The organism is Nitrincola iocasae (assembly GCF_008727795.1).
In the GTDB taxonomy this organism is placed as follows: domain Bacteria; phylum Pseudomonadota; class Gammaproteobacteria; order Pseudomonadales; family Balneatricaceae; genus Nitrincola; species Nitrincola iocasae.
Genome location: NZ_CP044222.1, coordinates 3525720 through 3549887, shown reverse-complemented (window position 1 = coordinate 3549887; position 24168 = coordinate 3525720). Strand labels below are relative to the sequence as shown.

Sequence of the window (24168 nt, the reverse complement as noted above, 5' to 3'; positions counted from 1 at the left end):
TAGGGGTGATTAAACGCCGTTAGCGGTTTTTTATTGGCCGATAGTGCAGTTGATAGCGCCAGGGCATCAGTGTTTCTGTACAGCAGGAGCCGCTGTGTGCTGTGTGGGTTGTTCCACATCCAGCTGTGCTCGAATGGTCAGATTGTTAGGGGTGTCTTTTTCCTGTGGCAATCGGTGGCTGCCGTCAGGGTTTAAGCCAACATCTTGCAGCAGGCGTGCATCCAGGTGGGCAATATGCTGCCGGGTAAGTGCACGGGTAAAGCATCTCTGCAGTTGGTGTAACAGATCCAGTGGGAACATCTCTATCTCCTTTCAAAAAGGGCCGGAGATATCTTCAAAGTCTGGGGTGGGGAAAGTGCACCGGAGGCCGCGAAGATATCGCGGCCGGTAAATAAATCAGATCACAGCACGCGAGACACGGGAAATCGCCATCAGCCAGCGATTGGCGACGGAAATTCGGGTGTTCGGGCGTTTGTTGATCTGAGTCATGCTAGTATCTTCAAAGTAAAAAAAGGCCTGAATAATTTCAGACCTTCTTTTTCTAATATTCCAGCGTTGCTGTCAACCACTTAATTGTCGTGATGACACTTAACGCCATGGACGGCGTGTATGCAGAAAACGCAGGAGCAGTTTTCTGCGAATGCCAAGGACGGCGTGTATGCAGAAAACGCAGGAGCAGTTTTCTGCGAATGCCAAGGGCGGCGTGTATGCAGAAAACGCAGGAGCAGTTTTCTGCGAATGCCATGGACTAGCCGTTTGCTGCTAGCGCTGCAGCAAGGGCTTCAGGAAGCGACCCGTATGTGAGGCTTCCACCTCGGCTACCGCTTCGGGTGTGCCAGTAGCAATGATCTCGCCGCCCCCTGTGCCTCCCTCTGGGCCCAGGTCGATAACCCAGTCAGCCGTTTTGATCACATCCAGGTTGTGTTCAATCACCACAATGGTATTGCCATGATCACGTAACCGATAGAGTACATTCAATAATTGCTGAATATCATAGAAATGCAGACCGGTGGTCGGTTCATCAAGAATATACAGCGTTTTGCCGGTATCGCGCTTGGACAGCTCGCGTGACAGCTTCACCCTCTGGGCTTCACCGCCTGACAGGGTTGTCGCGCTTTGGCCTAAGCGAATATAGCTGAGCCCGACATCAATCAGAGTTTGCAGTTTTCGCGCCAGTGCAGGAATGGCATCGAAAAATTCACGCGCATCTTCCACGGTCATGCTCAGTACTTCATCAATGGTTTTGCCTTTGTAGCGTACTTCCAGGGTTTCGCGGTTGTAGCGTTTGCCGTGGCAGACATCACAAGGCACAAAAATATCCGGAAGGAAGTGCATTTCCACCTTGATGACACCATCCCCCTGACAGGCTTCACAACGGCCACCTTTGACATTAAAACTAAACCGTCCTGGCTTGTATCCGCGTGAGCGGGCTTCCTGCGTACCCGCAAAGAGTTCACGCACCGGGGTAAAAATGCCGGTATAGGTGGCCGGATTGGAGCGTGGTGTCCGTCCTATCGGGCTTTGATCTATATCGATAACCTTATCAAAATGATGCATCCCCTCGATGCGATCATATTCTGAGGCATCCAGGGTGGTGGCGTGGTTCAGTTCCGTGGCCGTAATCGGATACAGGGTGCTGTTAATCAGCGTGGATTTGCCCGAACCTGACACCCCGGTAACGCAGGTGAGCAGGCCAACAGGAATTTCCAGGGTAACATCCTTCAGGTTGTTACCCCGTGCACCGATCAGGCGGAGAAACTTTTCAGAGTCAACCGGGTAGCGTTGCGCAGGCACTTCAATACGGCGCACTCCTGAGAGGTACTGGCCGGTAATGGATGCCGGATTATCCATGACCTCCTGTGGCGTGCCTGCGGCGATCACTTTACCGCCATGCACACCCGCTCCCGGACCGATATCGATGACATGATCGGCTAAGCGTATGGCATCTTCATCATGTTCTACCACGATCACGGTATTCCCCAGATCACGCAAGTGGCGCAGTGTTTCCAGCAGACGGTCATTGTCGCGCTGGTGTAAACCTATGGAGGGCTCATCCAGAATATACATCACCCCGACCAGTCCGGCGCCTATCTGACTGGCTAAACGTATACGCTGGGCTTCACCACCGGACAAAGATTCAGCGCTGCGCTCCAGGGATAAATAGTCCAGTCCGACATTGACCAGGAAGGATAAGCGCTGACGAATCTCTTTAAGGATTTTGTCAGCAATCTCACCCTGCTTGCCACTCAGCTCCAACTGATCAAAATAGGCTTTGCTGTCACCTATGGCCATGCGTACGATTTCAGGCAGGGTGCGCCCATCAATATACACATGCCGTGCTTCGCGGCGCAGGCGCGTACCATGGCAAGAGGGGCAGGGCTGCATGTTCAGGTATTTGGCCAGGTCCTCGCGGACCATATCGGATTCGGTTTCTTTATAGCGCCGTTCCAGGTTGTTCAGCACTCCCTCAAAGGGATGGTGCTTGCTAACACGGGTGCCTCGATCATTGGTATAGCTGAACTCTATCTGCTCTGTGCCACTGCCGTGCAGAATCACTTTCTGCTGCACCTGGGTCAGATCACAGAAGGGAGTATCCATATCAAAGCCGTAATGATCCGCCACCGCTTTCAGTTGCTGGAAATAGTACAGGCTGCGTCTGTCCCAGCCACGAATGGCACCTTCCGACAGTGTTAGTGAAGGATCATGTACCACCTTGACCGGATCAAAGTACTGTTTGACACCCAAACCATCACAGGTGGAGCAGGCACCGTGTGGATTGTTAAACGAAAACATCCGCGGTTCCAGTTCCTGAATGCTGTGACCACAGACGGGGCAGGCAAACCGGGCTGAGAAGATCAGATCATCCTTGCCCTCATCGTCCATCCAGGCGACCCGGGCGATGCCATCGGTCAGATTCAGTGCGGTTTCAAAGGATTCCGCCAGGCGTATCTGTAGGTCATTACGTACCTTGAAGCGGTCAATCACAACTTCAATGGAGTGTTTCTTGTTCTTATCCAATGCGGGTGCACTGTCCAGATCAACAATAATGTCGTTGATGCGTGCGCGGACAAATCCCTGTGAACGCAGCTCGCTGATGGTGTGTAAGTGCTCACCTTTGCGGCCTTGTACCACCGGTGCCAGTAGCATCATTTTACTGCCTTCCGGCAGGGTCAGCACCTGATCCACCATCTGCGACACCGTTTGTGCTGCCAGGGGCAGATCATGATCCGGACAGCGCGGCTCACCTGCGCGGGCATAGAGTAAGCGCAGATAGTCATAAATTTCGGTGATGGTGCCGACAGTCGAGCGCGGGTTATGCGAGGTGGATTTCTGTTCAATGGAAATGGCCGGAGACAGCCCTTCAATATGGTCTACATCCGGTTTTTCCATCATCGATAGAAACTGACGGGCATAGGTGGATAGCGATTCTACATAGCGACGCTGTCCTTCGGCATAGAGGGTATCAAATGCCAGCGAGGATTTGCCGGAACCTGACAAGCCGGTGATGACGATCAGCTTGTCCCGGGGAATATCCAGGTCGATATTTTTCAGGTTGTGGGTGCGCGCACCCCGTACCAGTATTTTATCCATTACCGCTCCGGTGACAGTGCAAAAACGAGCATTATAAGCCTTTAGTCCGAATTTTACATGAACGCGCTGAGTTCAATGGCGTGATGTGTACTAACAATCTGCATGAATATTGATTAACTCAGGCTAACCCACCCTGAGAGGCAATCGGTTGATATTTGACAAGCTTATGATTGAGTCATAACCTTTCAAATATTGTTGAAATACATAGTGGCAAAATTGCATATATGCTTCAGTGCACCTGCAGGAGTTTTCTTCTATATAAATGATTCATAATAAGAGGGTCTGAAGCATTGATGAGCTCATTGCGGAATCGCCTTTCGCTGTTGGTAGGTCTGATAACACTGCCCGGTTATTTGGCTATCTCTGCTGATATGCTGGAGAACCGAAAACAGGCGTTATTAAATCTTGAGCATCAAGTCGAGGTGACGGCCAATGATCTGGCTGCCCTGCAGCACAAAATTCTCATCGACACTGAAAGCCTATCTGACCCATCTAGCGCAATTACCTGAAGTGCAGGATCCAGCAGCACCTGTCTGTGGTGAGTTTCTGGCAAAAATACTCAAATTCAATACATAGTTTGTGAATCTCGGTGTTCCTCTGGCCAGTGGTGACCTGCTGTGTAACACGCATCCACTGAATCGTCATATCAATGTGTTTGATCGGCCCTATTTTCAGGATGCGCTGACCAACAGGCGCTTCTCGATCGGCACCTTTCAACATGATCGTGCTGCCAATACAACCAGTATCAATTTTGGCTACCCAGTCACTGACCTCACCACTGATGAGGTGCGCGGCGTTGCCGTTGCTGTGGTTTCGCTGGCTTGGTGGACCCACTACCTTGAAACCAGTAACTTGCCGGAGTCGAGTACGGCCTTCATTACCGACAGTCAGGCCACACTCATAGCTAACTACCCTGCTAATCCGGATGAGCTGGGTAGAGTCGTCACGGAAATCAACGGACACTCTCAGGCAGAGCAGTTGATGGGTGCGGATGGCATCAGGCGGATGAAGTATTCCATTCCACTGCTGCATAACACCGATGAGGAGTTTTTTGTTCTGACCATCGGTGTGCCAACGGATGCTGTGTTACAGCGAATCAATCAACGCTTTTATATCTTACTACTGCTGTTTTCGCTGGTTATGTTGGGTCTCTACCGGATCAGCACCCGGTTGCTTAAAAATGGAGTGCTTGCACCGATCGAAGCCCTCACAGACGCCAGTCGCAAACTGCAACGCGGCATTTTCGAACCGAACAAAGCCCATGAAGGTGTTGTCGAACTGGTACAATTAAAACAACAATTTGAACATATGGCAGAAACGCGGTTGGAAGCCGAGCGGCAGATATGGCTTCAGGCCAATGTTGATACTCTGACGGCGCTACCTAACCGCTATATGCTTAACTACCAGTTATCCCAAGCACTCGAACGTGTAAAACATGAAGACCAACAACTGAGCCTGTTGATGCTTGATCTGGATAACTTTAAGGATATTAATGATACCCTTGGTCATGATGCTGGTGACAAGCTGCTGCGTGAAGTTGCTGGAAGGCTAAAAAGCGTAATCAGGGAGCCAAATCTGCTGGCCAGACTTGGAGGCGATGAGTTTACTGTTGTTCTCACTGATTTCAGACGTCTCACCAACCCTATCGATGAGCTCTGCGAACAGATCCTTAAACTGCTCGCCGAACCGATACAAGTAGATCAGCATCGACTCTTTATCACTACCAGTATCGGGGTGGCCATCTACCCTGCTGATGGCAAAACCGTGGAGGAGTTACTCAAATCCGCAGATCAGGCGATGTTTGCTGCCAAACAGGAGGGTCGTAACCGGCTCAAGTACTTTGACCCGATAATGCAAGAAGCGATTCTGCATAAACGTGAGCTGATCAGCGATCTACGCGATGCTATCGACACAGAGCTTGTCGTATATTATCAGCCTATACTCAACTGCGAATCACAGCGAATCACAGCGAATCACAGCGAATCACTAAAGCAGAAGCTCTGATTCGGTGGCAGCATCCGGAAAAGGGTTTGATCAGTCCTGCTGAGTTTATCCCGCTTGCCGAAGAGAGCGGGCTGATCATCGCTATCGGACAAAAAGTATTTGAGCAGGTGTGTAGGGATATCCCCACACTGAAGCAGGCATACGGAGAGAGTCTTCAGGTCAGCATCAACGTTTCTCCGATACAGTTTGCCCATGAGAAAACGCAACTGACTGGGTTCACCGTCTCGATGCTCAACATTTGCTATGTAGTGATATTATTATCGAGATCACAGAGGGAGTCATGCTGGACCCCAATTGTGAGACCATCAAAAAACTGATGGTGTTTCGAGATCATGGCGTGCAGGTGACATTGGATGACTTCGGCACTGGCTATTCATCTATGGCTTATATCCATCGATACGATATCGATTATCTGAAGATAGATCGCTGCTTCATCGCCAATCTCAGTGCTGACTCGGATGCATTGGCACTGTGTGAGGCGATGGTGCTTATGGCACATTCAAGGCTACCTGATATCGAAACCACGGCCACTGGAGGTGCTGATTTCGAATCATAAGGGAACGAGGGTCGCTTTGACTTAGCTACAAGTTCTGAATAGCGAATCTACTCGGCTGGTTCCTTAGAACCTCCATGAAAAATTAGCCTTTGGTGTTCAGCCTAAACCTAAGCTTGTGTTATTCTCATCCAACCTACAAAGGTTGGATGCAGGGAGCACCAACATGTAGAACCTTTTACGATTTGGAGAGAATAATGGCACGCGGCATCAATAAAGTAATCCTGATAGGCAACCTGGGCCAGGACCCTGAAGTTAAGTACATGCCATCAGGCAATGCAGTTACCAACCTGACTCTGGCAACTAGCGATACATGGAAGGATAAGCAGACCGGACAGCCACAGGAAAGAACCGAGTGGCACCGGGTGGTATTCTTCAATCGCCTTGCTGAAATTGCCGGTGAATACTTACGCAAAGGCTCGAAAGTGTATATCGAAGGCGCTTTGCGTACGCGTAAATGGCAGGATCAGAGTGGTCAGGACCGTTACACCACTGAAATCGTTGCCAGTGAAATGCAAATGCTGGATAGCCGTGGTGGTGAAGGCGGCGGTGGTAATCAGGGCGGTTACGCCGGTAACCAGGACCCGATGGGTTATGGTCAACAACCTCAGCAGCAAGCGTCACGTCCTGCCCCACAACAGTCTCGTCCACAAAACCAGCCTGCGCCACAGCAGCAGCCCGCCCAGCCGGCACCTGGTTTTGATGATTTTGATGATGATATCCCGTTCTAACGAACGCTTAGTCTTAGCATTTTGTAACGTTTATAAAGCAAAAAGCCCCATAATAGGGGCTTTTTGCTTTTATATGTAAAGGATATGCGCTATGTCGTGGAGGTATAGGTTGTAAACAAGTGTGTAGCTTATTGCACCTTATGCCACATTTGACTTGCTGCATGGAAGCTATTGACCATGGCTGCGAGGGTTTCTCCATCGATGGCTTTACAGACTTTATTTGCCGGTTGTTTAAAGGTGGGTGTGTCTTCTGCTGCTACCATGGCATTGATGATGGACTCTTCTGTTGCTTCTACAGTAGCCATGTAAAATTCGTCAAAGACTTCATCGTTCAAATAGTCCATGGCACAAACAGGTGCTGAGAATTGTGGTAAATCCTGCTCATTGGCGGTGCTAAAGGCGAGGAAAATATCGCCAGAGTTATTGCCCCCCGGAGAACCATTTTTGCCGACGCCAAGGGCGGCACGTTTGGCAAGGCGTTTGAGTTGATGGGGCAGCATCGGTGCATCTGTGGCAATAATGACAATGATAGAGCCTTGTTCATGCACAGGGTGAATGCGGTCGTGTGGCATCAGCTTTCCAATCGGAGCCCCCAGCACTGTAAACCAGGGTCGAATACCATGGTTGGCCTGAACCAGGGCGGCGACAGTGTAGGTTGTGTTTGCTATTTCGACCAGTCGAGAAGCGGTTCCAGTTCCGCCTTTAAAGTCATAGGCGATCATCCCTGTTCCACCGCCGACGTTACCTTCTGCCAGGTGACCTGACTTGGCATTGGCTAATGCATCGAGTACGTCCTGCTCGGTAACATGCATGGCGTTGATGTCATTGAGTACACCATCATAGGTTTCTGCAACGACTGGCATGGCCCACAGGTGGTTGTTATGCCAGGTATCTTTGTATTGCGCTACAGTCCATTTAACGGCGGCGTGGTGGGTAATGCCAACGGCATGGGAATTGGTGATCATAATGGGACCAACAAAATAGCCACCATCCTGAATCCAGTGAGTGCCTGTCATTTCACCATTACCATTGAGTGCGTACATGCCTGCCCATACTGGTTGTGGTGTGGTGTTTCGTCCCCGGGGCAATATGGCTGTAACGCCGGTTCTGGTGGGCGAACTTGAGTCATCGTTTATCAGCGTTTTGTAACCTACTTGAATTCCGGGAACATCCGTAATGGCATTGAAGGGGCCTGTGGTTCCAGGGAAAGGTAGCCCCAGTGCACGTGCGCGTAATTTGGGCATAGTTCAGCCTTTTGTTCTTTAGTGTGTAGTGGTGTTTTTAGATTTGAAGTAAATACCCGCCGAGGCGACGACCACGGAAAATAGCAGCATCAGTGTCGCAATGGCGTTAATCTCGGGTTTAATACCGCGGCGGATCATGCCAAGAATGAAAACAGGTAGCGTGGTTGAGTCGACGCCACTAATAAAATAAGTAATGACCAGATCATCCATGGAAATGATAAAGCTTAATAACGCACCGCCGATCACGCCAGGCAAAATTAATGGCAAAGTAACGCGTCGGAAAGTCTGCCATTCATTCGCCCCAAGATCCGCAGACGCCGCTTCTGTGAGGGGGTTCATGCCAGCGAGTCGAGCACTGACGACTATAAATACATAGCTGGTAAGAAACGTACAATGACCGATAATGATAGTGTTGCTGCCTAGAGTAAAACCGGCACCAACGAAGAAAATCAGCAGGGCGATGCCCAAAACGATATCGGGCATGACCATAGGTACAAACAGTAACAGACGATAAAACGAATGCAGTTTAAAGCGATAGCGTGCCAGGGCGACTGCAGTGCTTGTTCCTAGCAACGTGGCAATAAGGGTAGCGCTGGATGCAACAATAAGACTGTTCAAAAGCGCATTGAGCAGTTGACTGGTTGAGTCCACATAGCTGGAAGAATCGGCTAAGCTAGTTTCTGCGCCAAAAATACTACGGTACCAATCCAGGGTGAAACCATCCCAGATCATAATGTTAACTGGATTGGCGTTAAATGAATAAATCACAATCAGCATTACCGGTGCGTAGAGGAAGACAAAAAAGAACACACTGTAAACGGATAGTAAGTGACCTAAAGGCGTTTGTTTTTTCATCATGAGCTCCTACAAAGCGGCTTGGCTTCTTGCTGATTTGTATAAATAAAATGACAGAATGATTAGCATCATGAATATGATCACCATGGAAAGTGTCGCCCCAAATGGCCAGTTGCGAGCATATAGAAATTGTTGTTCAACCATATTGCCTATCATTAATACTTTGGCACCACCGAGCAGATCAGGTACGACAAAGTTGCCAACGCTGGGGATAAAAACCAAAATACAGCCAGCCACAATACCAGGTAGCGTTAAGGGGAAAATAACTTTTCGAAAGGTAGTTAAAGGTGTAGCGCCTAGGTCTTCAGAGGCTTGAAGTAGATTTTTATCGAGCTTTTCAACACTGGAGTAAATGGGTAGAAACATAAATGGAATGAAAATATAGATCATACCAATGATAACAGCCGTACCTGTAAACATAAGATTCAAGGGTTCAGTGATAATACCCGTTGCTTGTAAGAACTGATTTGCGAAGCCCGAGTTACGTAGTATCAATACCCAAGCATAGAGTCGAACTACCATGCTGGCGAAAAATGGTAAGGTTATCAAAAATATACATAGGGACTTTTTTCTTCTTGATAAGGTTGAAACCCAAAAAGCCACGGGGTAGCAAATGCATAAAGTACAAATTACGGTGATAAGTGCCAGACCGATTGATCGTAACAATATTTGTAAATATACAGAGTCAAACTCTTCGTAAAAACCATCCGCCCAGCCAAAGATTCTGCCATAGTTCCAGTGATAGAAATTCCATTCAATACCCCCATATAAACCGGGTTGTAAAAAGCTATAAGTGAACATGATCAACAAGGGACCAATAAAGAATATCAGTAAAAATAGGCTGGTTGGTGCAAGTAAAGCGAGCAGCATTAACTGCTTCCGAGAGGCCTTCAATAACTTCATATCCGCCCCTTATTATATTTATTTTCTGGTGGTATCGTGTGTAATGCACTGATTTGATAATACAGCGATATTTCATTACCTTTTATTAAAGGTTGATTGGTTTTTCTGGTTAAAGCGGAAAGTGCTATGCCATTTTTAAGTACACCATGCAACTGGTAATCGCTGCCGATAAACACAGTCTGAGTCAATTTCATGGTCAGTTGTGCTTGAGGACTTTCCTGATCAGTAATTGGGGTTAGAGATAGGTGCTCAGGTCTTAATAACAGCTCAACATCATCACCAACTTCATGGGAAGTGTCTTGGCTGTGGATGACTAAACCGTTACAGTTTACGTCTATGCCATTTTCGGTTTTATTGATTACAGTGCCTTCAAAGAGATTACTTTCGCCGATAAAATTAGCCACAAACTGCGTCTGTGGGGTATGGTATATTGCATCGGGTGTACCTACTTGTTCTATTTTTCCACCATTGAGCACCACAATTCGATCAGACATGGTCAGTGCTTCTTCCTGGTCGTGGGTGACAAAGATGAAACAGATACCGAGTTCGGTTTGTAGGTTTTTGAGCTCAAGTTGCATTTTTAGACGCAGGTTTTTGTCTAATGCGGAAAGCGGTTCATCCAGCAGTAGTAATTTAGGACGATTAATAATGGCGCGAGCCAGGGCAACACGTTGTTGCTGACCACCTGAGAGTTGTGAAGGAAGGCGTTTTTCGATTCCTGCTAACCCCACCATATCAAGTGCTTCTGCAACGCGTTTATTGCGTTCAGTTTTATTGACTCTAGCGATGTCTAAACCGTAACCGACGTTATCTCCAACGGTCATATGCGGGAAGAGTGCGTAAGATTGAAATACGGTATTAACTGGACGCTTGTGAGCGGGTTGGTGAATAATCGACTGTCCATCCAAAAGAATATCACCGCTGTCTAGTGATTCAAATCCAGCTACGATTTTTAATAAGGTTGTTTTGCCGCATCCTGATGGACCTAATAAGGTAATAAACTCGCTTTGTGCAATCGATAAACTAATATCATCCAAGGCGTTAATAGAGCAGCCTTCAGGTGTAGTGAACTGACGATGCGCATGACGAATTTTTATATATTCAGGTGATGAAGTGGGTGCTGGCATAACAAACCTCAAAAAAAGGAAAAATGGCGGGCGAACCCGCCTAAGATCTAAGTTATTAAAAGTATTTTTACGATGTGCGTATTCTGGTCCACACACGGTCATACAGCCTGATGCCTTCACCTAACTCTTTGAATAGTTGCAGCTTGGCTTTAACGTCTTCAGGTGGGTTAATGCTTGGGTTGTTACGCAAGCTATCTGGCAATAGTTCGATGGCCTCGGTATTCATAGTGCCATTGGTTTGTTGTCTGGTATTTAAAGCAGCAATTTCAGGTTGGGTAAAAAACTCCATAAATTTCTTGGCATTGGTTTTATTAGGCGCTCGTTTCAAGACGCACATATTTTCCTGATACATGGTGGCGCCTTCTTCAGGAATGACGTAAGCCAATTCATCTGGGTTATCGAATACATAGAGCATTGCTCCGACATACCATTGGGCGGCAGCAATATCACCGGATTGCACCATGGGGATACTGTCGTAAGTAAAAGCAGAAATGTTGTCTTTTTGCTGAATGATATATTCCTGAGCAGATTCTAAATCATCGCGATCGGTTGTGTTTACGCTTTTTCCATTCGCGATCAATCCGACACTGATTACTTCTCTCATATCATCCAACATGGCGATATTTTTGCCTTCACCTGGTAGTTCAAAAAAATCTTCCCATGAGCTCAAATCAGGTGTTAGATTTTTGTTGTACAGTATTCCTACTGTTCCCCACGCATAGGGTAGGCAGTATTCACCATTCGGGTCAGACTCTGCAGTTAAAAAGCTCCTGTCAATATTTTCAAAACCTGAGTATTGATTTATATCGGTTTTTTCAAGCAGGTCTAGCTTTGCCATAATGTCTTGCATATGCACAGAAGGGAAAACAATGTCGTATCCCGTTGCACCCGCCTGTAGTTTGGCAAGCATTTCCTCGTTTGACGAGTAGGTGTCTAATTTAACCTGGATGCCGGTTTCTTCGGTGAAGCGTGTTAACACCTCTGGATTTATGTATTCCCCCCAGTTATAGATGTTAAGTGTTTCCGTGGCCGAAGCCGTGTGAACAAAGCCGAGAGAGGTGATTGCAATGCTTGTTAAAGCCACTGTTATTTTTACCTTGTGACGACTTTTTAAAGAAAATAACTGTTTCATAGCCTTGCCTTCCTGATGATGTCTAAAAGAGTTTATTGCCTGTCAAAGCGCCGTTATTTCATTCTAGATGATAGTATCTTTCTTTCAATATCAATATATGTTATGTTTCTAACAATTTTAAAGTCTATATTTATTAATGGTTTATATTTAAAAAATACCTTTTGTATGAAAAATAATTGATAAGTATGCACCTTTTTGGTTTGCTTTGGATTGAAAGTGCACCAGATGATGGCAAAAAACTCTTGAAACAGAGGGTGGATGATAGAATGAAAAATACGTTTTCTTCAAAACCGGAATACATCGCGACGACGACGGCACAGAAGATTCAGGAATGGATTCCTCAAGTGTCTAAATCAGAGGCTCGAGTAGCACAGTTTATATTGCTTAACCTGGATCAAATTAGTTACGAAACGGGGGCTTCAATTGCTGAAAAAGCGGCCGTAAGCCAAATTACAGTCAGCCGATTTTTAAAGCGGGCTGGCTATCAAGGGATTTCGGCGCTCAAAGAGGAGCTGCAAAAAGAGTTCATTCCGATTGAAGCTAATGAAAGTCAGCGATTGTCATCAGACTTTTTTTATAAAGACAATCTAAAGCAAGAATTAAAAAGTATGGTGCGCTTATACGAGCAATTTGAAACGGAACACTGGGAGAGTCTGGTGAGTTGCGTTAGCGCGGCAACCCGAGTGTATGTAACTGGTTTTCAGTCTATACGTGGAACCGCTGAAGATTTTTCACGGCGTTTATCACTGGCTCGTGATCGAGTGCAGTACCTATCCCCACATGACGGCATGCTGGGGGAGTGGTTGGAGGATAAGAACCGAACGCGAAAAGGATACGATACCCTGATTATTTTGGATGTTGTCCCCTATGCCTCAGAAGGTAGAAAGTTGTGCGAGGTCGCTGTCGAAAAAGGCATTCAAATCGTGATACTAAGTGATGAATTTTGCCATTGGGCGAGTGAATACAATGCCCATGTCATTTATTTTAAGTCCAAATCAGGATTGTTTTTAGAATCGACCTGGGGACTCGTATTAACAACAAACATGTTGATTGATGCAGTTTCTCGGCGCAACCCAAACAGCGATGCCCGAATTAAACGTTGGCAAGATATGGCAAAGCGTTTAGATCTTTTTTAGTCGTTATTTACCAAGTTATTCATCAATCCAACTGACTCTCATCAGTCTGCAGGGCCAACAAATGCGACTTATTCCGTACTATTCTGATTCGCCTTTGGTTTCTTCATCCTGCGGCTTGTCCTGACCTTTTGCGTAAACCCGCGTGATCTGACGCAGGTCACGCATCTGTCAAGCAACAGGGCAGGGTTGCAAAAGAAGTGGATGCGTCAGGTCTCCAGCAGCATCAAACAACATCATCGGCCAGCTGCCAATCGGGTATATGGAAAAATTACATTTATTGTAATGCCATCTGAAAAAAAACGACCAAGGCCTTATTAACTATAAAAGGGTAAGGATGATGATCACTTCCGCTTTTCAGGTGGCCTTATTGCTATCGGTGTTGCTGGCTGTTGCAGGGATGAGTTGGTGGGTGGCTCCCCGAGTTACTACTGCAGAGGGTTTTTTTCGAGGGCAGGAGCCGGGGTATGTGCCCGGTGTCTGGACCCTGACGTTGTCACAGGTAACTACCTGGATTTTTGCGCGCTCACTGATGAATGCCGCTTTGCTGGGGTACTTTTTCGGCATAGCCGGTACCCTGGCCTATGCGGTCTATTATGGCTCGTTTCTGACGGGTTGGTTGATTATCGACCGGCTGCGTTTTGTGCACGGCTATTCGAATATTCAAGGGTTTTTCAGTGAGCGTTTTGGGCGTATGGGGGTGGTGTGTTACAACCTGCTGGTGTCTTTGCGCCTGTTGTCAGAGGTGTTTGCCAACCTGTTGGTGGTGGGTATTGTATTCGGTGTCGCCGGTTCCGGTGCTTATAATCTGGCCATACTGGCGGTAGCAGGAATTACGCTTGTGTATTCACTCAAGGGTGGTCTAAGCGCATCGCTGAAAACTGATGTACAGCAGATGCTGATTTTACTGGCTGTGCTGCTGGTGCTGCTGGTCATGCTGATCAGTCATTCGCAGTTTGATCTACCGGCATTGCTGGTCAGTTCACCGGGGTGGGGCAGTCCTGGCTGGATTTTGCTGTTGGTGGCGCTGTTGCAGGTGATCAGCTATCCCTTGCATGACCCGGTGATGATGGATCGAGGCTTTCTGGCCGATCGTGATACGACTCGCAAGAGCTTTATTCAAGCCTTCTGGATTTCCACAGCATTCATTATTTTATTTGGGCTGCTGGGCGTGTTTGCCGGGTTACATCGCCAGGGTGAAGAGGAGTTGATGGTTACCATGCAACGCTTGCTGGGTATGCCTGCTATCTTCCTGCTGGGGCTTGCACTGATTGTTTCAGCGGCCTCGACCCTGGATTCGACGCTTTCCAGTGCCTCAAAACTTGCCATTGTTGATATGGGGATGGGGAGAATCCATCCGAACAGAGGGCGTGTGGCGATGCTGCTGTTTATGCTGGGTGGGCTGTTTATGGTCTATTTTGGCACCCGGGATCTATACGCTGCGGTTGCCGTCAGTGGAACCGCCTCCCTGTTTCTGACCCCCATCATTATTTTCTGTATCTGGATGAACCGGCGGGTTGCCCAGTGGAGTTTTCTGATCAATTTCCTGTTTGCTGTGGGCGGGTCGGTGATTTATTTCCTGGAAACTTCCGGTTATGTGAACTGGATCGGCAGTTGGACGGGGGTTGAGCATGATTACAGTAAACTGTTGATACTGACACTGGTGATTTTAACGGTCGGTCTGGTCAGTTTCTGGTGGGGGTTGGAGCGTGAATAACCTGGTTGCCGGGCGTAGCTGTCCGCTGGATTATCGCTACCGCCCTGAAGAAATTGCGGCAATGCCTGCGGCGTTTTCCTGTAAGGTGCTTTATGTAGTGGGGGGCCTCTATGGTAATCCGTTTGCACTCAAGGCCTTGAAACAACTGGTGGCAAAGGAGCCTGGCGCCCGTGTGGTGTTCAATGGTGACTTTCACTGGTTTGATGCAGATGCATACTGGTTTACCACAATTCAGCAAGGCGTACAGGCTTTTGATGCGCTGGCCGGTAATGTGGAAAAAGAGCTGGCAAGAATCGAGAACCTTGCTGGCTGCGGGTGTGCTTATCCAGAGTCAGTGGATCAGGCCTTGGTAGAGCGCTCCAATCGTATCTTTCAACGCCTTAAGCAACAGATGCCACAGGAAGGCACTATGCGTGATGCATTGAAGGCGTTGCCCCTGTTTATGAAAGTACAGGTGGGTGGTCGTCCGGTAGCACTGGTACATGGTGATGCGACGTCCCTGGCTGGCTGGGGGTTTGCTGTTGATGGCATAGATGAACCTGAACGCCAGGCCAGGATTCAGACTTGGCTGCAGGCGGCTGGTGTGGATGCGTTTGCTTCGTCACACACCTGCCAGCCGGTATGCAGGCGTTATCCTGAAGGTGTGGTTATCAATAATGGTGCGGCGGGTATGCCCAATTTTGCCGATGGGCTGTATGGCGTAGTGACGCGGATCGCTACGCGGTCAGGCCTGCTTGACCCTTTATATCAGTCAGAATACCAGGGGTTGCGCTATCAGGCCGTTCCGCTGCATTTTGATGCCAAAGCCTGGCAGGCGTGGTTTCTTTCATATTGGCCAGAAGGCTCTGATGCTTATGTGTCCTACTGGAACAGGATTAGCCAGGGAACGTCACTGTCCCGGGAAGGTGCGGATCTATGGGTATGAGAGTGCTTTAGCTGTTGTCCGGAGGTGCTGTCGGGCAGCCAGGATGCTCGGCACTGGTGCTGAGCACAAGATCAGAATACCCGGCACTGGCCTCCAGTCCGGCATTATCAGCATCGGTCATCAGTGCCAGCGCCTGAATCTGCGGATCCGGGTTGTCAAAGTAACGCTTGAAGTCGTCGATCAGATGGCGGCTTTCAGCAACCCAGCGATGCAGCTGTGCATCACCAGACTGCAGGGCCAGCAGACGGGCGCGTGACGTAAAGGCATTAGGCCAGTCACTGCCCTTAGGTTGCTCACTGGCCCAGACATAGTTGATAGCCTGTACCTGCCAACGGAAAAAGCCTGTTGAGGCCACGGCATATACTCTGGCCGGATAATCATCACCGGCTTTGCGGGTTTCATCAACACCGGGATAGGTATTGCTAACCCACCAGCACCAGTGCAACCAGGGTGTGCGTTGCAAGTCAGGTTCACCTTCCCAGCCCAGCCCTGACGCAGTTTGTCGGGCCTGGGCATAGAGCACCGGCTGATCACCGGCCCGCACTATCTGATAATCCGTCTGACCTTGAAAGCTTTCTGTCTCCCAGCCATTCAGCCCGGTCTGGGAAAAAGCGGGTGGCTGTTCACTGGCGAATAACGGGCTGATTAGAAGGCTGAGTGTCAGTATTGCTATGGGTGGCTGGAGTGCAAAAGTCGACATGGTATCACCTGGTTTCAGTTAGATAGGCGTTAAGTCGTTTGCCAGGGGAATATCTTACACCTCGCGGTAAAATCAAGGAAATCAAGGAGAAATCAAGGGGTCAGCCAACTCGATCGACTATGATCGAGTTGGCTGACCCCTTGATGGGGCTTTACTCCACATCCTCTGCCAGAAACCCACCCGACTGTCGTGCCCATAACGAGGCATAGATGCCGCCTTGTGCCAGCAGTTCAGCATGGCTGCCTGTTTCAACAATACGACCCTGGTCCATCACGACTAAGCGATCCATGGCGGCAATGGTCGACAGGCGGTGGGCGATGGCGATTACGGTTTTGCCTTCCATCAGCCGGTAGAGATTTTCCTGAATCGCAGACTCTACTTCAGAGTCGAGCGCCGAGGTGGCTTCATCCAGAATCAGAATAGGGGCATCCTTGAGCATCACGCGAGCAATGGCGATGCGCTGGCGCTGGCCACCGGAGAGTTTGACACCGCGCTCGCCAACCTGGGCATCATAGCCAGTGTGACCTTTGGCATCGCATAGGGCTGGAATAAACTCATCGGCTTTAGCGCGTGTAGCGGCTTGAATCACCTCAGCATCACTGGCCTCGGGACGGCTGTAGGCGATATTGTCACGCACCGAACGGTGCAGCAGGGAGGTGTCCTGGCTGACCATGCCGATATTGGCGCGCAAGGACTCCTGCTGCACATCGGCAATGGATTGACCATCGATCAGAATGCGTCCGCTTTCCAGATCATAAAAACGCAGCAGCAGATTCACCAGTGTAGATTTGCCTGCTCCGGAGCGGCCGACCAGGCCCACTTTCTCACCAGCTTTGATCTCCAGCGACAGTGCGTCGATAACGCCCGATTGCTGACCATAGTGAAAGCTGATCTGATCGAAACTGATAGCCCCTTTATCAGCTTTAAGTGCGGGTGCAGCGGGTTTGTCCTGCACTTGCTGGGGTACGGAAATGGAGCCGATACCATCACGGACCGTGCCGATATTTTCAAACAGGGCGGCGACCTCCCACATAATCCATTGAGACATGCCCGATAAACGCAGCACCAGCCCCAACGCTACAGCCAGCGCTCCGATACTGATCAGTTCATTCAACCACAGCCAGATGCTCAGCCCGGATACGGCCAGTAGCAGTAGCGAATTGAGCAGGTAGAGGCAGGTGTTAAACAGGGTGACCAGGCGCATCTGCTGGTGTACCGTTCCCAGAAAGCCATCCATGCTTTCGCGGGCATAGGCCGATTCACGCTGGGCGTGAGAGAAGAGTTTGACGGTTTGAATATTGGTATAGGCATCTACCACTCGCCCGGTCATGATAGAGCGGGCATCGGCCTGGCGCTGAGACACCTTGCCCATCAAGGGCACAAAGTAGCGTAGCATCAAAATATAGCCGATCAGCCAGACCACCAGTGGGATTACCAAGCGGGTATCCGCACTGCCCATGATCACCAGAGTGCCAATAAAGTAGACGCCAACATAGTTAAGTACGTCGATCAGTTTAATCACACACTCACGTACCGACAGCGCTGTCTGCATCAGCTTGGTCGCTATGCGGCCAGCGAACTCTTCCTGGTAATAGTGCATCGACTGTTTCAGCAGGTAGCGGTGTATTAGCCAGCGGATACGCATCGGGTAATTGCCCATCAGTACCTGGAAACTCAGCAGTGAATGCAGCAATACCATCAGCGGCAGGCCCATAATCACCGCCGCCATACCTGCCAGTTTCCAGCCCTCGGTGGCTAGAAAAGAATCCCGGTCTTGCTCAGCCAACCAGTTGACCAGATTGCCCATAAAGCTGAACAACCACACCTCAACCAGAGCAACACAGGTCATCATCAGCGCTGCAAGTAACAACCAGGGCGCTATCCCGCGTGAGAAATAAACACAAAAGGCAATCAGCCCCTGGGGTGGTTGTCCCGGTTCTTCATCGGGGAAGGGATTAATACGCTTTTCGAACCACTGAAACAGATTAACTCTCTTCATCATCTTTAACATATTTGGCTGGAATTGTGTTTAAATTCAGTGAACAGGAATCACTCATTCGACATAACAATATCAGGAGTCAACCATGATCTCACTGCGCAACCTACTGACTGCCGCTGGTGTGGCATCCTGCATGACGCTGCTGTCACTGCCAGCCTTAGCGCAGGATTTTCGTTTAGGACTGATTACACCGCCGTCACACCATTGGACGCAAGCCGCCGAGCGTTTTGCCGAAGAAGTGCAGACGGTATCAGAAGGTCGGCATAGTGTAACAGTGTTTCCGGCTGCGCAGCTCGGTAATGAAGCACAAATGGTACAGCAACTGCAGACGGGTGCGCTGGACATGGCTTTCCTGACTGTTGCAGAGATTTCCAATCGCGTACCTGAGTTCGGTGCGTTGTATGCGCCTTATCTGGTTGATGATATAGATGAGGCCGCTGCTTTGCTGCAGTCTGATGCCGCTGTGGAGATGTTTGATCTACTACCACAGCAAGCTGGCCTGGTAGGTATAGGCTATGGTATGGCGGGGATGCGTCAGATGATGAGTCGCACGCCGGTGAGCACGCCAGCGGACCTGCAGGGCAAAAAGCTGCGCATTACGCCCTTTGATCCGATCCGGGATTTTTACAGTGCTTTGAATACAGCGCCAACCCCACTACCATTACCTGCCGTATATGATGCCTTGGCAAACCGCCAGATTGATGCCATCGATATGGATTTTGATTCAATTCTGATCTTCCGCTTTTATGAGCGGGCTGAGCATCTACTGATTTCCAATCACATGATGTTTCCAATGGTGGGAGTGGTATCAGCCAAGGTATGGCGCAACCTGGACGAAAAAGATCAAGCACAACTGGCTGGCTTGATGAAAGCCCAACTGGATGACGTGGTAGAGACCTTCCGTTTACAGGAGCGTGATCAGGAAGCAGAGTTGCGTGCGCTGGATATCACCATTACTGAAGCTGACCGGGAAGACTTTGCTGAGAGTATAGCGGCCTGGGAAGCTATCTGGTCAGAAAAAACCAGCAGTCTGGGTGCCCTGCGGGATGCTGTGGAAAGTAATAGAAATCCTTGATTTCAATGAATGGCAGCGGTGCACCGGCCGTTGCCAGCAGGTTTATTGATGGCATGTATGCGTAAACTATCCGATTGGCTGGTCACTGCTGAAATGTGGTTAGCGGCATTGTTGGCTGCTCTGGTTACTGTGTTGATTTTGCTCAATGTTGTCAGTCGTGCGTTGGGTATGGCGATTTATTGGGTGGATGAATTGGCAATCTATGCCATGGTGTGGATGACGTTTCTGGCTACCTCGGTAGTGATCAAGCGCCGCCAGACCCTGTCGGTCACGCTGATTATTGACTTGTTACCCGCACAGGGGCGGCTTTGGCTGGGGGTATTCAGTGATTTGATGGTGCTGCTGTTTGCCGGTTTGCTGTTACTGTTTTGTATCCGCTGGTTTGATCCCTTCACCCTGTATCAGCACGGCTTTGATGACGAAGCATTTCAGATGCAAACTTTCAATTTTATCTATGCTGAAACCACCAATACGCTGGGCTTGAATAAATTCTGGATTTGGCTGATATTGCCGTTTGTCGCCGTTACTTTGCTGTTACATGCCTGGGTTAATTTTCAAGGGCGCTGTGTACAATTGCTTAAAAGAGATTATGCCGATGCTCAGGGGTAACAGGTAATGACCCTGATGGCGGTGTTCTTTGTATTGCTGTTTGCGTCGGTACCGATTGCACTGGTGCTGGCGCTGTCTGCGGCCTTTTATATTGCCACGTCCGATAATTCAGTGCTGTTTGATTCCTTCGCACAGCAGTTATTTGGCTCTATCGAGAACTACGGTCTGCTGGCAATTCCGTTGTTTATGCTGGCGGGTGAGTTGATGAATGAAGGTGGGCTTACACGTCGATTAATCAACATGGCGCGTATCCTGGTGGGTGGTTTTCGGGGTGGCATGGCCTACATCAACTTGGTGGCTAATATGATGATGGCGGCCATTATGGGCTCTGCCGCTTCTCAGATTGCCATTATGTCACGCGCCATGGTGCCGGAGATGGAGAAGGAGGGCTACAATCGTCCCTATGCGGCGGCTATTACTGCCGCGGGAGGCCTGTTATCACCTATTATCCCGCCTTCGATGCTATTTGTGCTGTACGGTGTGTTGGCGCAGGTACCGATTGCCGATATGTTTATCGCTGGCATCATCCCGGGTTTGATTATGTCGGCACTGTTTTTTGTTACTATCACCCTGATGGGGCTGGTACACCAATACCCTCCTGGTAAATGGCTGACGTTTGCTGAATCCCGTCAGGCTCTATTGCTGGGTTTGCCCGCGTTGGCTATTCCGGTACTGATTATTGGTGGGATCCTCTCTGGCTTGGTTACGCCGACCGAATCAGCGGCGTTGGCTTCGTTGGGGGCGTTGTTAATTGGACGCTTCGTGTATAAAGAGTTACGCTTTTCTCATCTACCTGAGCTGTTAAAACGTACCGCATTGAACTCTGGCATGGTGATTGTCTTGATTTCAGCTGCGGGCGTTTTTGGCTGGGTGCTGGTGTATGAACATGTACCCCAGAATGCGGCAGCCTGGATAGTGCAGCAGACCGCTGACCCGTTCGTGTTTTTATTAATGGTGGTGGCGGCACTGTTGCTGGTGGGTATGGTGCTGGATGGTATAGCTGCCTTGATTCTGGTCGTACCTATTTTATTACCGGTAGCACAGGCAGATTTTGGTATCAGTCCGTATCAGTTTGGCGTCGTGGTGTGTCTGACGCTGGTGATGGGGCTGTTGACACCACCAGTAGGTGCAGGTCTGTTTATTAGCGCGGCGATGACCGGTGAGTCACCGATGCGCATCTTCAAAGCATTATTGCCTTTTTTGCTGATGACGTTGGTGACCCTGGTGTTGCTGAGCTGGAAGTCTGAGTTGGTGTTGATACTGTTGTAAATTTAACCAACACATGACTTTACTTTTAACTGGCATCATGGCTTTCTATATATTATGAGTGTACTTACGTATAACTGTTTCCATTGAAATATAATGGGTTTTTTAAACTATTCTGTTACTTTTCGGAGATCCATGATTGTTGTCTGATCCGGTTAAAATTTTGATTACAGGTGCTGATGGTCAATCAGGCTCAGCGATCGTCAGGCTTGCTGAAGCTGATGCATTTTTTTCTGTAGTGGCCCTGAGCCGCAAACTACTGGATGTGACTCAGCCCGCTAAAATCGTGGAGGCGCTTGATAAGCATCTGCCAGATTATGTGATTAACTGCGCCGGGCTGAATAGCGCAGACCGTGCTGAGCGTGATCCGCAACGGGCTATGTTGCTGAATGCAGAAGCGGCACGCAATTTGGCGGTAGCTTGTGGTGATTTGTCTATTCCATTGATTCAGTTATCGACGGATTATGTGTTTGATGGTCATTATGCCAGTGGTTATACCGAAGAGGACGACACCCGCCCTCTGGGTGCCTATGGTGAAAGTAAATTAAGCGGCGAGGAATATGTACGCCAACTTCTGCCACAGCATATTATTCTAAGAACCAGTTGGCTGTTCAGTGACCGTGGTGATAACTTCATGCTGCGTTTGCTGTCGGAAGCCCGTGAGCATGCGCTGATGTATGCCGTGGATGACCGCCGGGGTTGTCCAACCTCATCATTTGATCTGGCGCGCGTCATCCTGGCGATTATCAAACAGCTGAGCTGCGGTGCTGAAGCTTGGGGAACCTACCATTATTGCGGTGCAGAAGTGACAACGCGTTATGGCTTCAGTGAAGCGGTAATTGCTGCCGCGCGCCAGTATGAAGACCTGAAAGTCGACAGTATTCAGCCAGTGGCTTCAAAGGATTACGTCACTGAAGCGCAACGCCCGGCCACATCAGTATTAAAATGTGGCAAGGTGTTGAATGCTTTTGGTATCAGGCAGCGTCCCTGGCGCCTAGAGCTCCAGCGTTTAATTCGGGATTACTATGGCCAGGTGCGCTTATAGCCTTTTTCAGAATAACCCAAGCGTAGGTGTCTGGCGTACGGCCACCATGGCAATGTAAGCCAGAGTCGCTCCTGCCAGTAGTACACCCAGCAATCTTGATGGCAGAGTGCTAGCAATCTTGAAGGCATAAACCGAGAAACCAATATAGGCCAGCAAGCCGATAATTTTTGCCAATACCCAACTGACATGGATCGGATTCATGTTCATCACCACCAGCAAGGCGATGGCAGAAAGGATCAGCAAAGTATCCACGCCGTGCGCCAGAATTTTCATCCAGCGTTTGCGAATGCCAGCAGGCCAGACGATGACAAACCCAGCTCGGGCAATAAAGAGCAGGATAGTCAAAGCGACCATTGTCAGGTGAAGGTGTTTAAACGCCATGTACATAAAGTCAGTTTTCCATTAGTTCAGTTAACAGGTGCGGACTGTGGCATAAGCCTTGTTTGCACACAACTAGTCCAGCGCGATTTTTCGGGTAAAGGATGCAAGCTTGAGCATGTCTTGGTCATACCAGCTCCAGTTTTCGCCTTCCAGGCTGCTGTAACTGGCCTTCTCTAGAATCTGCAAAAATGTATTTTCTATCTGCGCTGCTGACTCACAGTACATGCGCGTGCTGGCTACCTGGCTGAGTTGCAGGCGCTCGCCCTCCAGGTTGAACTGGCCTGCCATGGCATTACAGCCGGTATGGCCGGAAAGCTGCTGGCCACTGAACTTAATATAGGGGCGTGTTTGTAAAGCCTCCAACTGTTCCGGTTGAGTGTTCTGCAATTCGACCAGATCCCATTCATAATTTTCCAGTGCCTCAATCGGACTGCCACAGGTGGTGGCTGGCAAGGTTTGTTGCAGATGATTGAAGTATAAGTGGTGACGAGTGAGACCCTCTTCCGGGGAGGTCCATTTAAAGGTGACGTCAGCCAGGGTGTTCAGGTAGCTGCCGCCAGCACTGCTGGATGCCAGGTAAGCACGTTCAACCGGTAACCAGCCCTCGGTCATAATGACCGGGAAGCGTTTGCCGGTCGAACACTCAATAAAAGAGGCCGCATCCGCCATATAGGTCAGCATACCCTCAACCGAACCTGTCACCTCGGCAGGATTCCAGCCTTGAGGTTCAATGCTGTAATTAAGTTCGGACACAATTGGGCGGCCCTGTATATCGGCCTGCAACCAGCCACCACTGTCTGTTGCGAAGTAAATCAAGACCCTGTCTTTGCCTTGGAGTAACAGTCGGTCATCTTCCCGCGTCCAGCGCCCTAACTGACTGACGTTGCCGTCGGGGCTGTCCTGGTAGGTTTCGGTCAGAAAATAGCTGCCATCGGCCAGTAGGTCCAGATGGGTATCAATGCCAGGACAGCTGGCGCAGGGGAGTACACCGAAATAGCTCTGATTTTGTAGAGCAACTGCTGCACCCTCCGTGGTGTCGGCCTCTGGTTGGGTGGTTGTTTGACTGCAGCCGCTGATCAATAAGGCGGCTGCAATACAGGGTGACAGACTGAGTAATAACTTCTTAGGCATAATAGATTCTCGTTAATATGTTGCCAATGCCTTATCAGACACGCGGC

The 24168-nt window shown here is 49.2% G+C and carries 22 protein-coding genes and 1 pseudogene; 12 read left to right on the top strand and 11 right to left on the bottom strand.

Annotated elements, in window-relative coordinates; translation table 11 throughout:
• Positions 1 to 66: 66 nt before the first annotated feature.
• Positions 67 to 300 (bottom strand): hypothetical protein, encoded by a 234-nt coding sequence (locus F5I99_RS16415; protein ID WP_151057868.1) that lies wholly within the window; start codon positions 298 to 300, stop codon positions 67 to 69.
• 462 nt (positions 301 to 762) lie between these two features.
• Positions 763 to 3591 (bottom strand): excinuclease ABC subunit UvrA, encoded by a 2829-nt coding sequence (gene uvrA, locus F5I99_RS16410; RefSeq protein WP_151057866.1) that lies wholly within the window; start codon positions 3589 to 3591, stop codon positions 763 to 765.
• A 293-nt stretch (positions 3592 to 3884) separates the two neighbouring features.
• On the opposite strand from uvrA, the gene F5I99_RS16405 reads away from it, so the two are divergent.
• From F5I99_RS16405 to ssb, 5 genes and pseudogenes are all read left to right on the top strand, one after another.
• Positions 3885 to 4100 (top strand): hypothetical protein, encoded by a 216-nt coding sequence (locus F5I99_RS16405; protein WP_151057864.1) that lies wholly within the window; start codon positions 3885 to 3887, stop codon positions 4098 to 4100.
• A gap of 70 nt (positions 4101 to 4170) precedes the next feature.
• On the top strand, positions 4171 to 5595 hold the full coding sequence (locus F5I99_RS16400) for a diguanylate cyclase domain-containing protein (RefSeq protein WP_151057862.1): 1425 nt from the start codon (positions 4171 to 4173) through the stop codon (positions 5593 to 5595).
• Complete coding sequence (locus tag F5I99_RS20000) at positions 5517 to 5912, top strand: EAL domain-containing protein (RefSeq protein WP_151059292.1); 396 nt, start codon at positions 5517 to 5519, stop codon at positions 5910 to 5912. The genes F5I99_RS16400 and F5I99_RS20000 overlap by 79 nt, the downstream gene beginning before the upstream one ends.
• Positions 5819 to 6151: pseudogene (locus F5I99_RS19860) on the top strand (EAL domain-containing protein); the annotation flags it as partial. The gene F5I99_RS20000 and the pseudogene F5I99_RS19860, both read left to right, overlap by 94 nt.
• Before the next feature lie 194 nt (positions 6152 to 6345).
• Positions 6346 to 6879: a single-stranded DNA-binding protein gene (gene ssb / locus F5I99_RS16385; RefSeq protein WP_325062997.1), complete on the top strand. Its 534-nt coding sequence runs from the start codon at positions 6346 to 6348 to the stop codon at positions 6877 to 6879.
• A 128-nt stretch (positions 6880 to 7007) separates the two neighbouring features.
• Here ssb and F5I99_RS16380 read toward each other — a convergent pair whose 3' ends face one another.
• The 5 genes from F5I99_RS16380 to F5I99_RS16360 form a co-directional block, all read right to left on the bottom strand.
• Complete coding sequence (locus tag F5I99_RS16380; RefSeq protein WP_151057858.1) at positions 7008 to 8123, bottom strand: DmpA family aminopeptidase; 1116 nt, start codon at positions 8121 to 8123, stop codon at positions 7008 to 7010.
• Between the two features lie 18 nt (positions 8124 to 8141).
• Positions 8142 to 8981 carry an ABC transporter permease gene (locus F5I99_RS16375; protein ID WP_225307448.1) on the bottom strand — a complete coding sequence of 280 codons (840 nt, stop codon included), beginning with the start codon at positions 8979 to 8981 and terminating at the stop codon, positions 8142 to 8144.
• Between the two features lie 6 nt (positions 8982 to 8987).
• Complete coding sequence (locus F5I99_RS16370) at positions 8988 to 9881, bottom strand: ABC transporter permease (protein WP_151057856.1); 894 nt, start codon at positions 9879 to 9881, stop codon at positions 8988 to 8990.
• Complete coding sequence (locus tag F5I99_RS16365) at positions 9878 to 11008, bottom strand: ABC transporter ATP-binding protein (protein WP_151057854.1); 1131 nt, start codon at positions 11006 to 11008, stop codon at positions 9878 to 9880. The genes F5I99_RS16370 and F5I99_RS16365 overlap by 4 nt, the downstream gene beginning before the upstream one ends.
• Before the next feature lie 67 nt (positions 11009 to 11075).
• Positions 11076 to 12140: a polyamine ABC transporter substrate-binding protein gene (locus F5I99_RS16360; protein WP_151057852.1), complete on the bottom strand. Its 1065-nt coding sequence runs from the start codon at positions 12138 to 12140 to the stop codon at positions 11076 to 11078.
• A gap of 266 nt (positions 12141 to 12406) precedes the next feature.
• On the opposite strand from F5I99_RS16360, the gene F5I99_RS16355 reads away from it, so the two are divergent.
• From F5I99_RS16355 to F5I99_RS16345, 3 genes are all read left to right on the top strand, one after another.
• Entirely contained in the window at positions 12407 to 13276 is an 870-nt protein-coding gene (locus tag F5I99_RS16355) for a MurR/RpiR family transcriptional regulator (protein ID WP_151057850.1), read from the top strand.
• A 334-nt stretch (positions 13277 to 13610) separates the two neighbouring features.
• On the top strand, positions 13611 to 14990 hold the full coding sequence (locus F5I99_RS16350) for a sodium:solute symporter family transporter (protein WP_225307447.1): 1380 nt from the start codon (positions 13611 to 13613) through the stop codon (positions 14988 to 14990).
• Positions 14983 to 15915, top strand: coding sequence for a metallophosphoesterase family protein (locus tag F5I99_RS16345; protein WP_151057848.1), 933 nt, complete (start codon positions 14983 to 14985; stop codon positions 15913 to 15915). Before F5I99_RS16350 ends, F5I99_RS16345 begins: the two co-directional genes overlap by 8 nt.
• A gap of 7 nt (positions 15916 to 15922) precedes the next feature.
• On the opposite strand, the gene F5I99_RS16340 is transcribed toward F5I99_RS16345, so the two are convergent.
• Together F5I99_RS16340 and F5I99_RS16335 are read right to left on the bottom strand one after the other, a co-directional pair.
• A complete protein-coding gene (locus F5I99_RS16340; protein WP_151057846.1) occupies positions 15923 to 16615 on the bottom strand; it encodes a DUF3047 domain-containing protein in 693 nt (230 codons plus the stop codon).
• A 151-nt stretch (positions 16616 to 16766) separates the two neighbouring features.
• Positions 16767 to 18617 (bottom strand): ABC transporter ATP-binding protein, encoded by a 1851-nt coding sequence (locus tag F5I99_RS16335; protein WP_407670307.1) that lies wholly within the window; start codon positions 18615 to 18617, stop codon positions 16767 to 16769.
• 82 nt (positions 18618 to 18699) lie between these two features.
• Between F5I99_RS16335 and F5I99_RS16330 the strand changes: the two genes are divergently transcribed.
• From F5I99_RS16330 to rfbD, 4 genes are all read left to right on the top strand, one after another.
• On the top strand, positions 18700 to 19689 hold the full coding sequence (locus tag F5I99_RS16330) for a TRAP transporter substrate-binding protein (RefSeq protein WP_151057844.1): 990 nt from the start codon (positions 18700 to 18702) through the stop codon (positions 19687 to 19689).
• Between the two features lie 57 nt (positions 19690 to 19746).
• Entirely contained in the window at positions 19747 to 20298 is a 552-nt protein-coding gene (locus F5I99_RS16325) for a TRAP transporter small permease (protein ID WP_225307446.1), read from the top strand.
• Between the two features lie 6 nt (positions 20299 to 20304).
• Complete coding sequence (locus F5I99_RS16320; RefSeq protein ID WP_151057840.1) at positions 20305 to 21567, top strand: TRAP transporter large permease; 1263 nt, start codon at positions 20305 to 20307, stop codon at positions 21565 to 21567.
• A 139-nt stretch (positions 21568 to 21706) separates the two neighbouring features.
• Positions 21707 to 22609, top strand: a complete 903-nt coding sequence (gene rfbD / locus F5I99_RS16315) for a dTDP-4-dehydrorhamnose reductase (protein WP_225307445.1) — start codon at positions 21707 to 21709, stop codon at positions 22607 to 22609.
• Positions 22610 to 22615: 6 nt separating this feature from the next.
• On the opposite strand, the gene F5I99_RS16310 is transcribed toward rfbD, so the two are convergent.
• Complete coding sequence (locus F5I99_RS16310; RefSeq protein ID WP_151057836.1) at positions 22616 to 22996, bottom strand: SirB2 family protein; 381 nt, start codon at positions 22994 to 22996, stop codon at positions 22616 to 22618.
• 66 nt (positions 22997 to 23062) lie between these two features.
• On the bottom strand, positions 23063 to 24121 hold the full coding sequence (locus F5I99_RS16305) for an META domain-containing protein (protein WP_151057834.1): 1059 nt from the start codon (positions 24119 to 24121) through the stop codon (positions 23063 to 23065).
• Positions 24122 to 24168: the final 47 nt, after the last annotated feature.

Bases quoted from the DNA above. Each gene is read 5' to 3' on its own strand.
- F5I99_RS16320 (WP_151057840.1), top strand. From the start codon at position 20,305: ATGACCCTGATGGCGGTGTTCTTTGTATTGCTGTTTGCGTCGGTACCG.
- F5I99_RS16305 (WP_151057834.1), bottom strand. From the start codon at position 24,121: ATGCCTAAGAAGTTATTACTCAGTCTGTCACCCTGTATTGCAGCCGCC.
- F5I99_RS16355 (WP_151057850.1), top strand. From the start codon at position 12,407: ATGAAAAATACGTTTTCTTCAAAACCGGAATACATCGCGACGACGACG.
- F5I99_RS16310 (WP_151057836.1), bottom strand. From the start codon at position 22,996: ATGTACATGGCGTTTAAACACCTTCACCTGACAATGGTCGCTTTGACT.
- ssb (WP_325062997.1), top strand. From the start codon at position 6,346: ATGGCACGCGGCATCAATAAAGTAATCCTGATAGGCAACCTGGGCCAG.
- F5I99_RS16325 (WP_225307446.1), top strand. From the start codon at position 19,747: ATGCGTAAACTATCCGATTGGCTGGTCACTGCTGAAATGTGGTTAGCG.
- F5I99_RS16335 (WP_407670307.1), bottom strand. From the start codon at position 18,617: ATGATGAAGAGAGTTAATCTGTTTCAGTGGTTCGAAAAGCGTATTAAT.
- F5I99_RS16370 (WP_151057856.1), bottom strand. From the start codon at position 9,881: ATGAAGTTATTGAAGGCCTCTCGGAAGCAGTTAATGCTGCTCGCTTTA.
- F5I99_RS16375 (WP_225307448.1), bottom strand. From the start codon at position 8,981: ATGATGAAAAAACAAACGCCTTTAGGTCACTTACTATCCGTTTACAGT.
- F5I99_RS16350 (WP_225307447.1), top strand. From the start codon at position 13,611: ATGATGATCACTTCCGCTTTTCAGGTGGCCTTATTGCTATCGGTGTTG.
- F5I99_RS16360 (WP_151057852.1), bottom strand. From the start codon at position 12,140: ATGAAACAGTTATTTTCTTTAAAAAGTCGTCACAAGGTAAAAATAACA.
- uvrA (WP_151057866.1), bottom strand. From the start codon at position 3,591: ATGGATAAAATACTGGTACGGGGTGCGCGCACCCACAACCTGAAAAAT.
- F5I99_RS16405 (WP_151057864.1), top strand. From the start codon at position 3,885: ATGAGCTCATTGCGGAATCGCCTTTCGCTGTTGGTAGGTCTGATAACA.
- F5I99_RS16340 (WP_151057846.1), bottom strand. From the start codon at position 16,615: ATGTCGACTTTTGCACTCCAGCCACCCATAGCAATACTGACACTCAGC.
- F5I99_RS16415 (WP_151057868.1), bottom strand. From the start codon at position 300: ATGTTCCCACTGGATCTGTTACACCAACTGCAGAGATGCTTTACCCGT.
- F5I99_RS16380 (WP_151057858.1), bottom strand. From the start codon at position 8,123: ATGCCCAAATTACGCGCACGTGCACTGGGGCTACCTTTCCCTGGAACC.
- F5I99_RS16365 (WP_151057854.1), bottom strand. From the start codon at position 11,008: ATGCCAGCACCCACTTCATCACCTGAATATATAAAAATTCGTCATGCG.
- F5I99_RS16330 (WP_151057844.1), top strand. From the start codon at position 18,700: ATGATCTCACTGCGCAACCTACTGACTGCCGCTGGTGTGGCATCCTGC.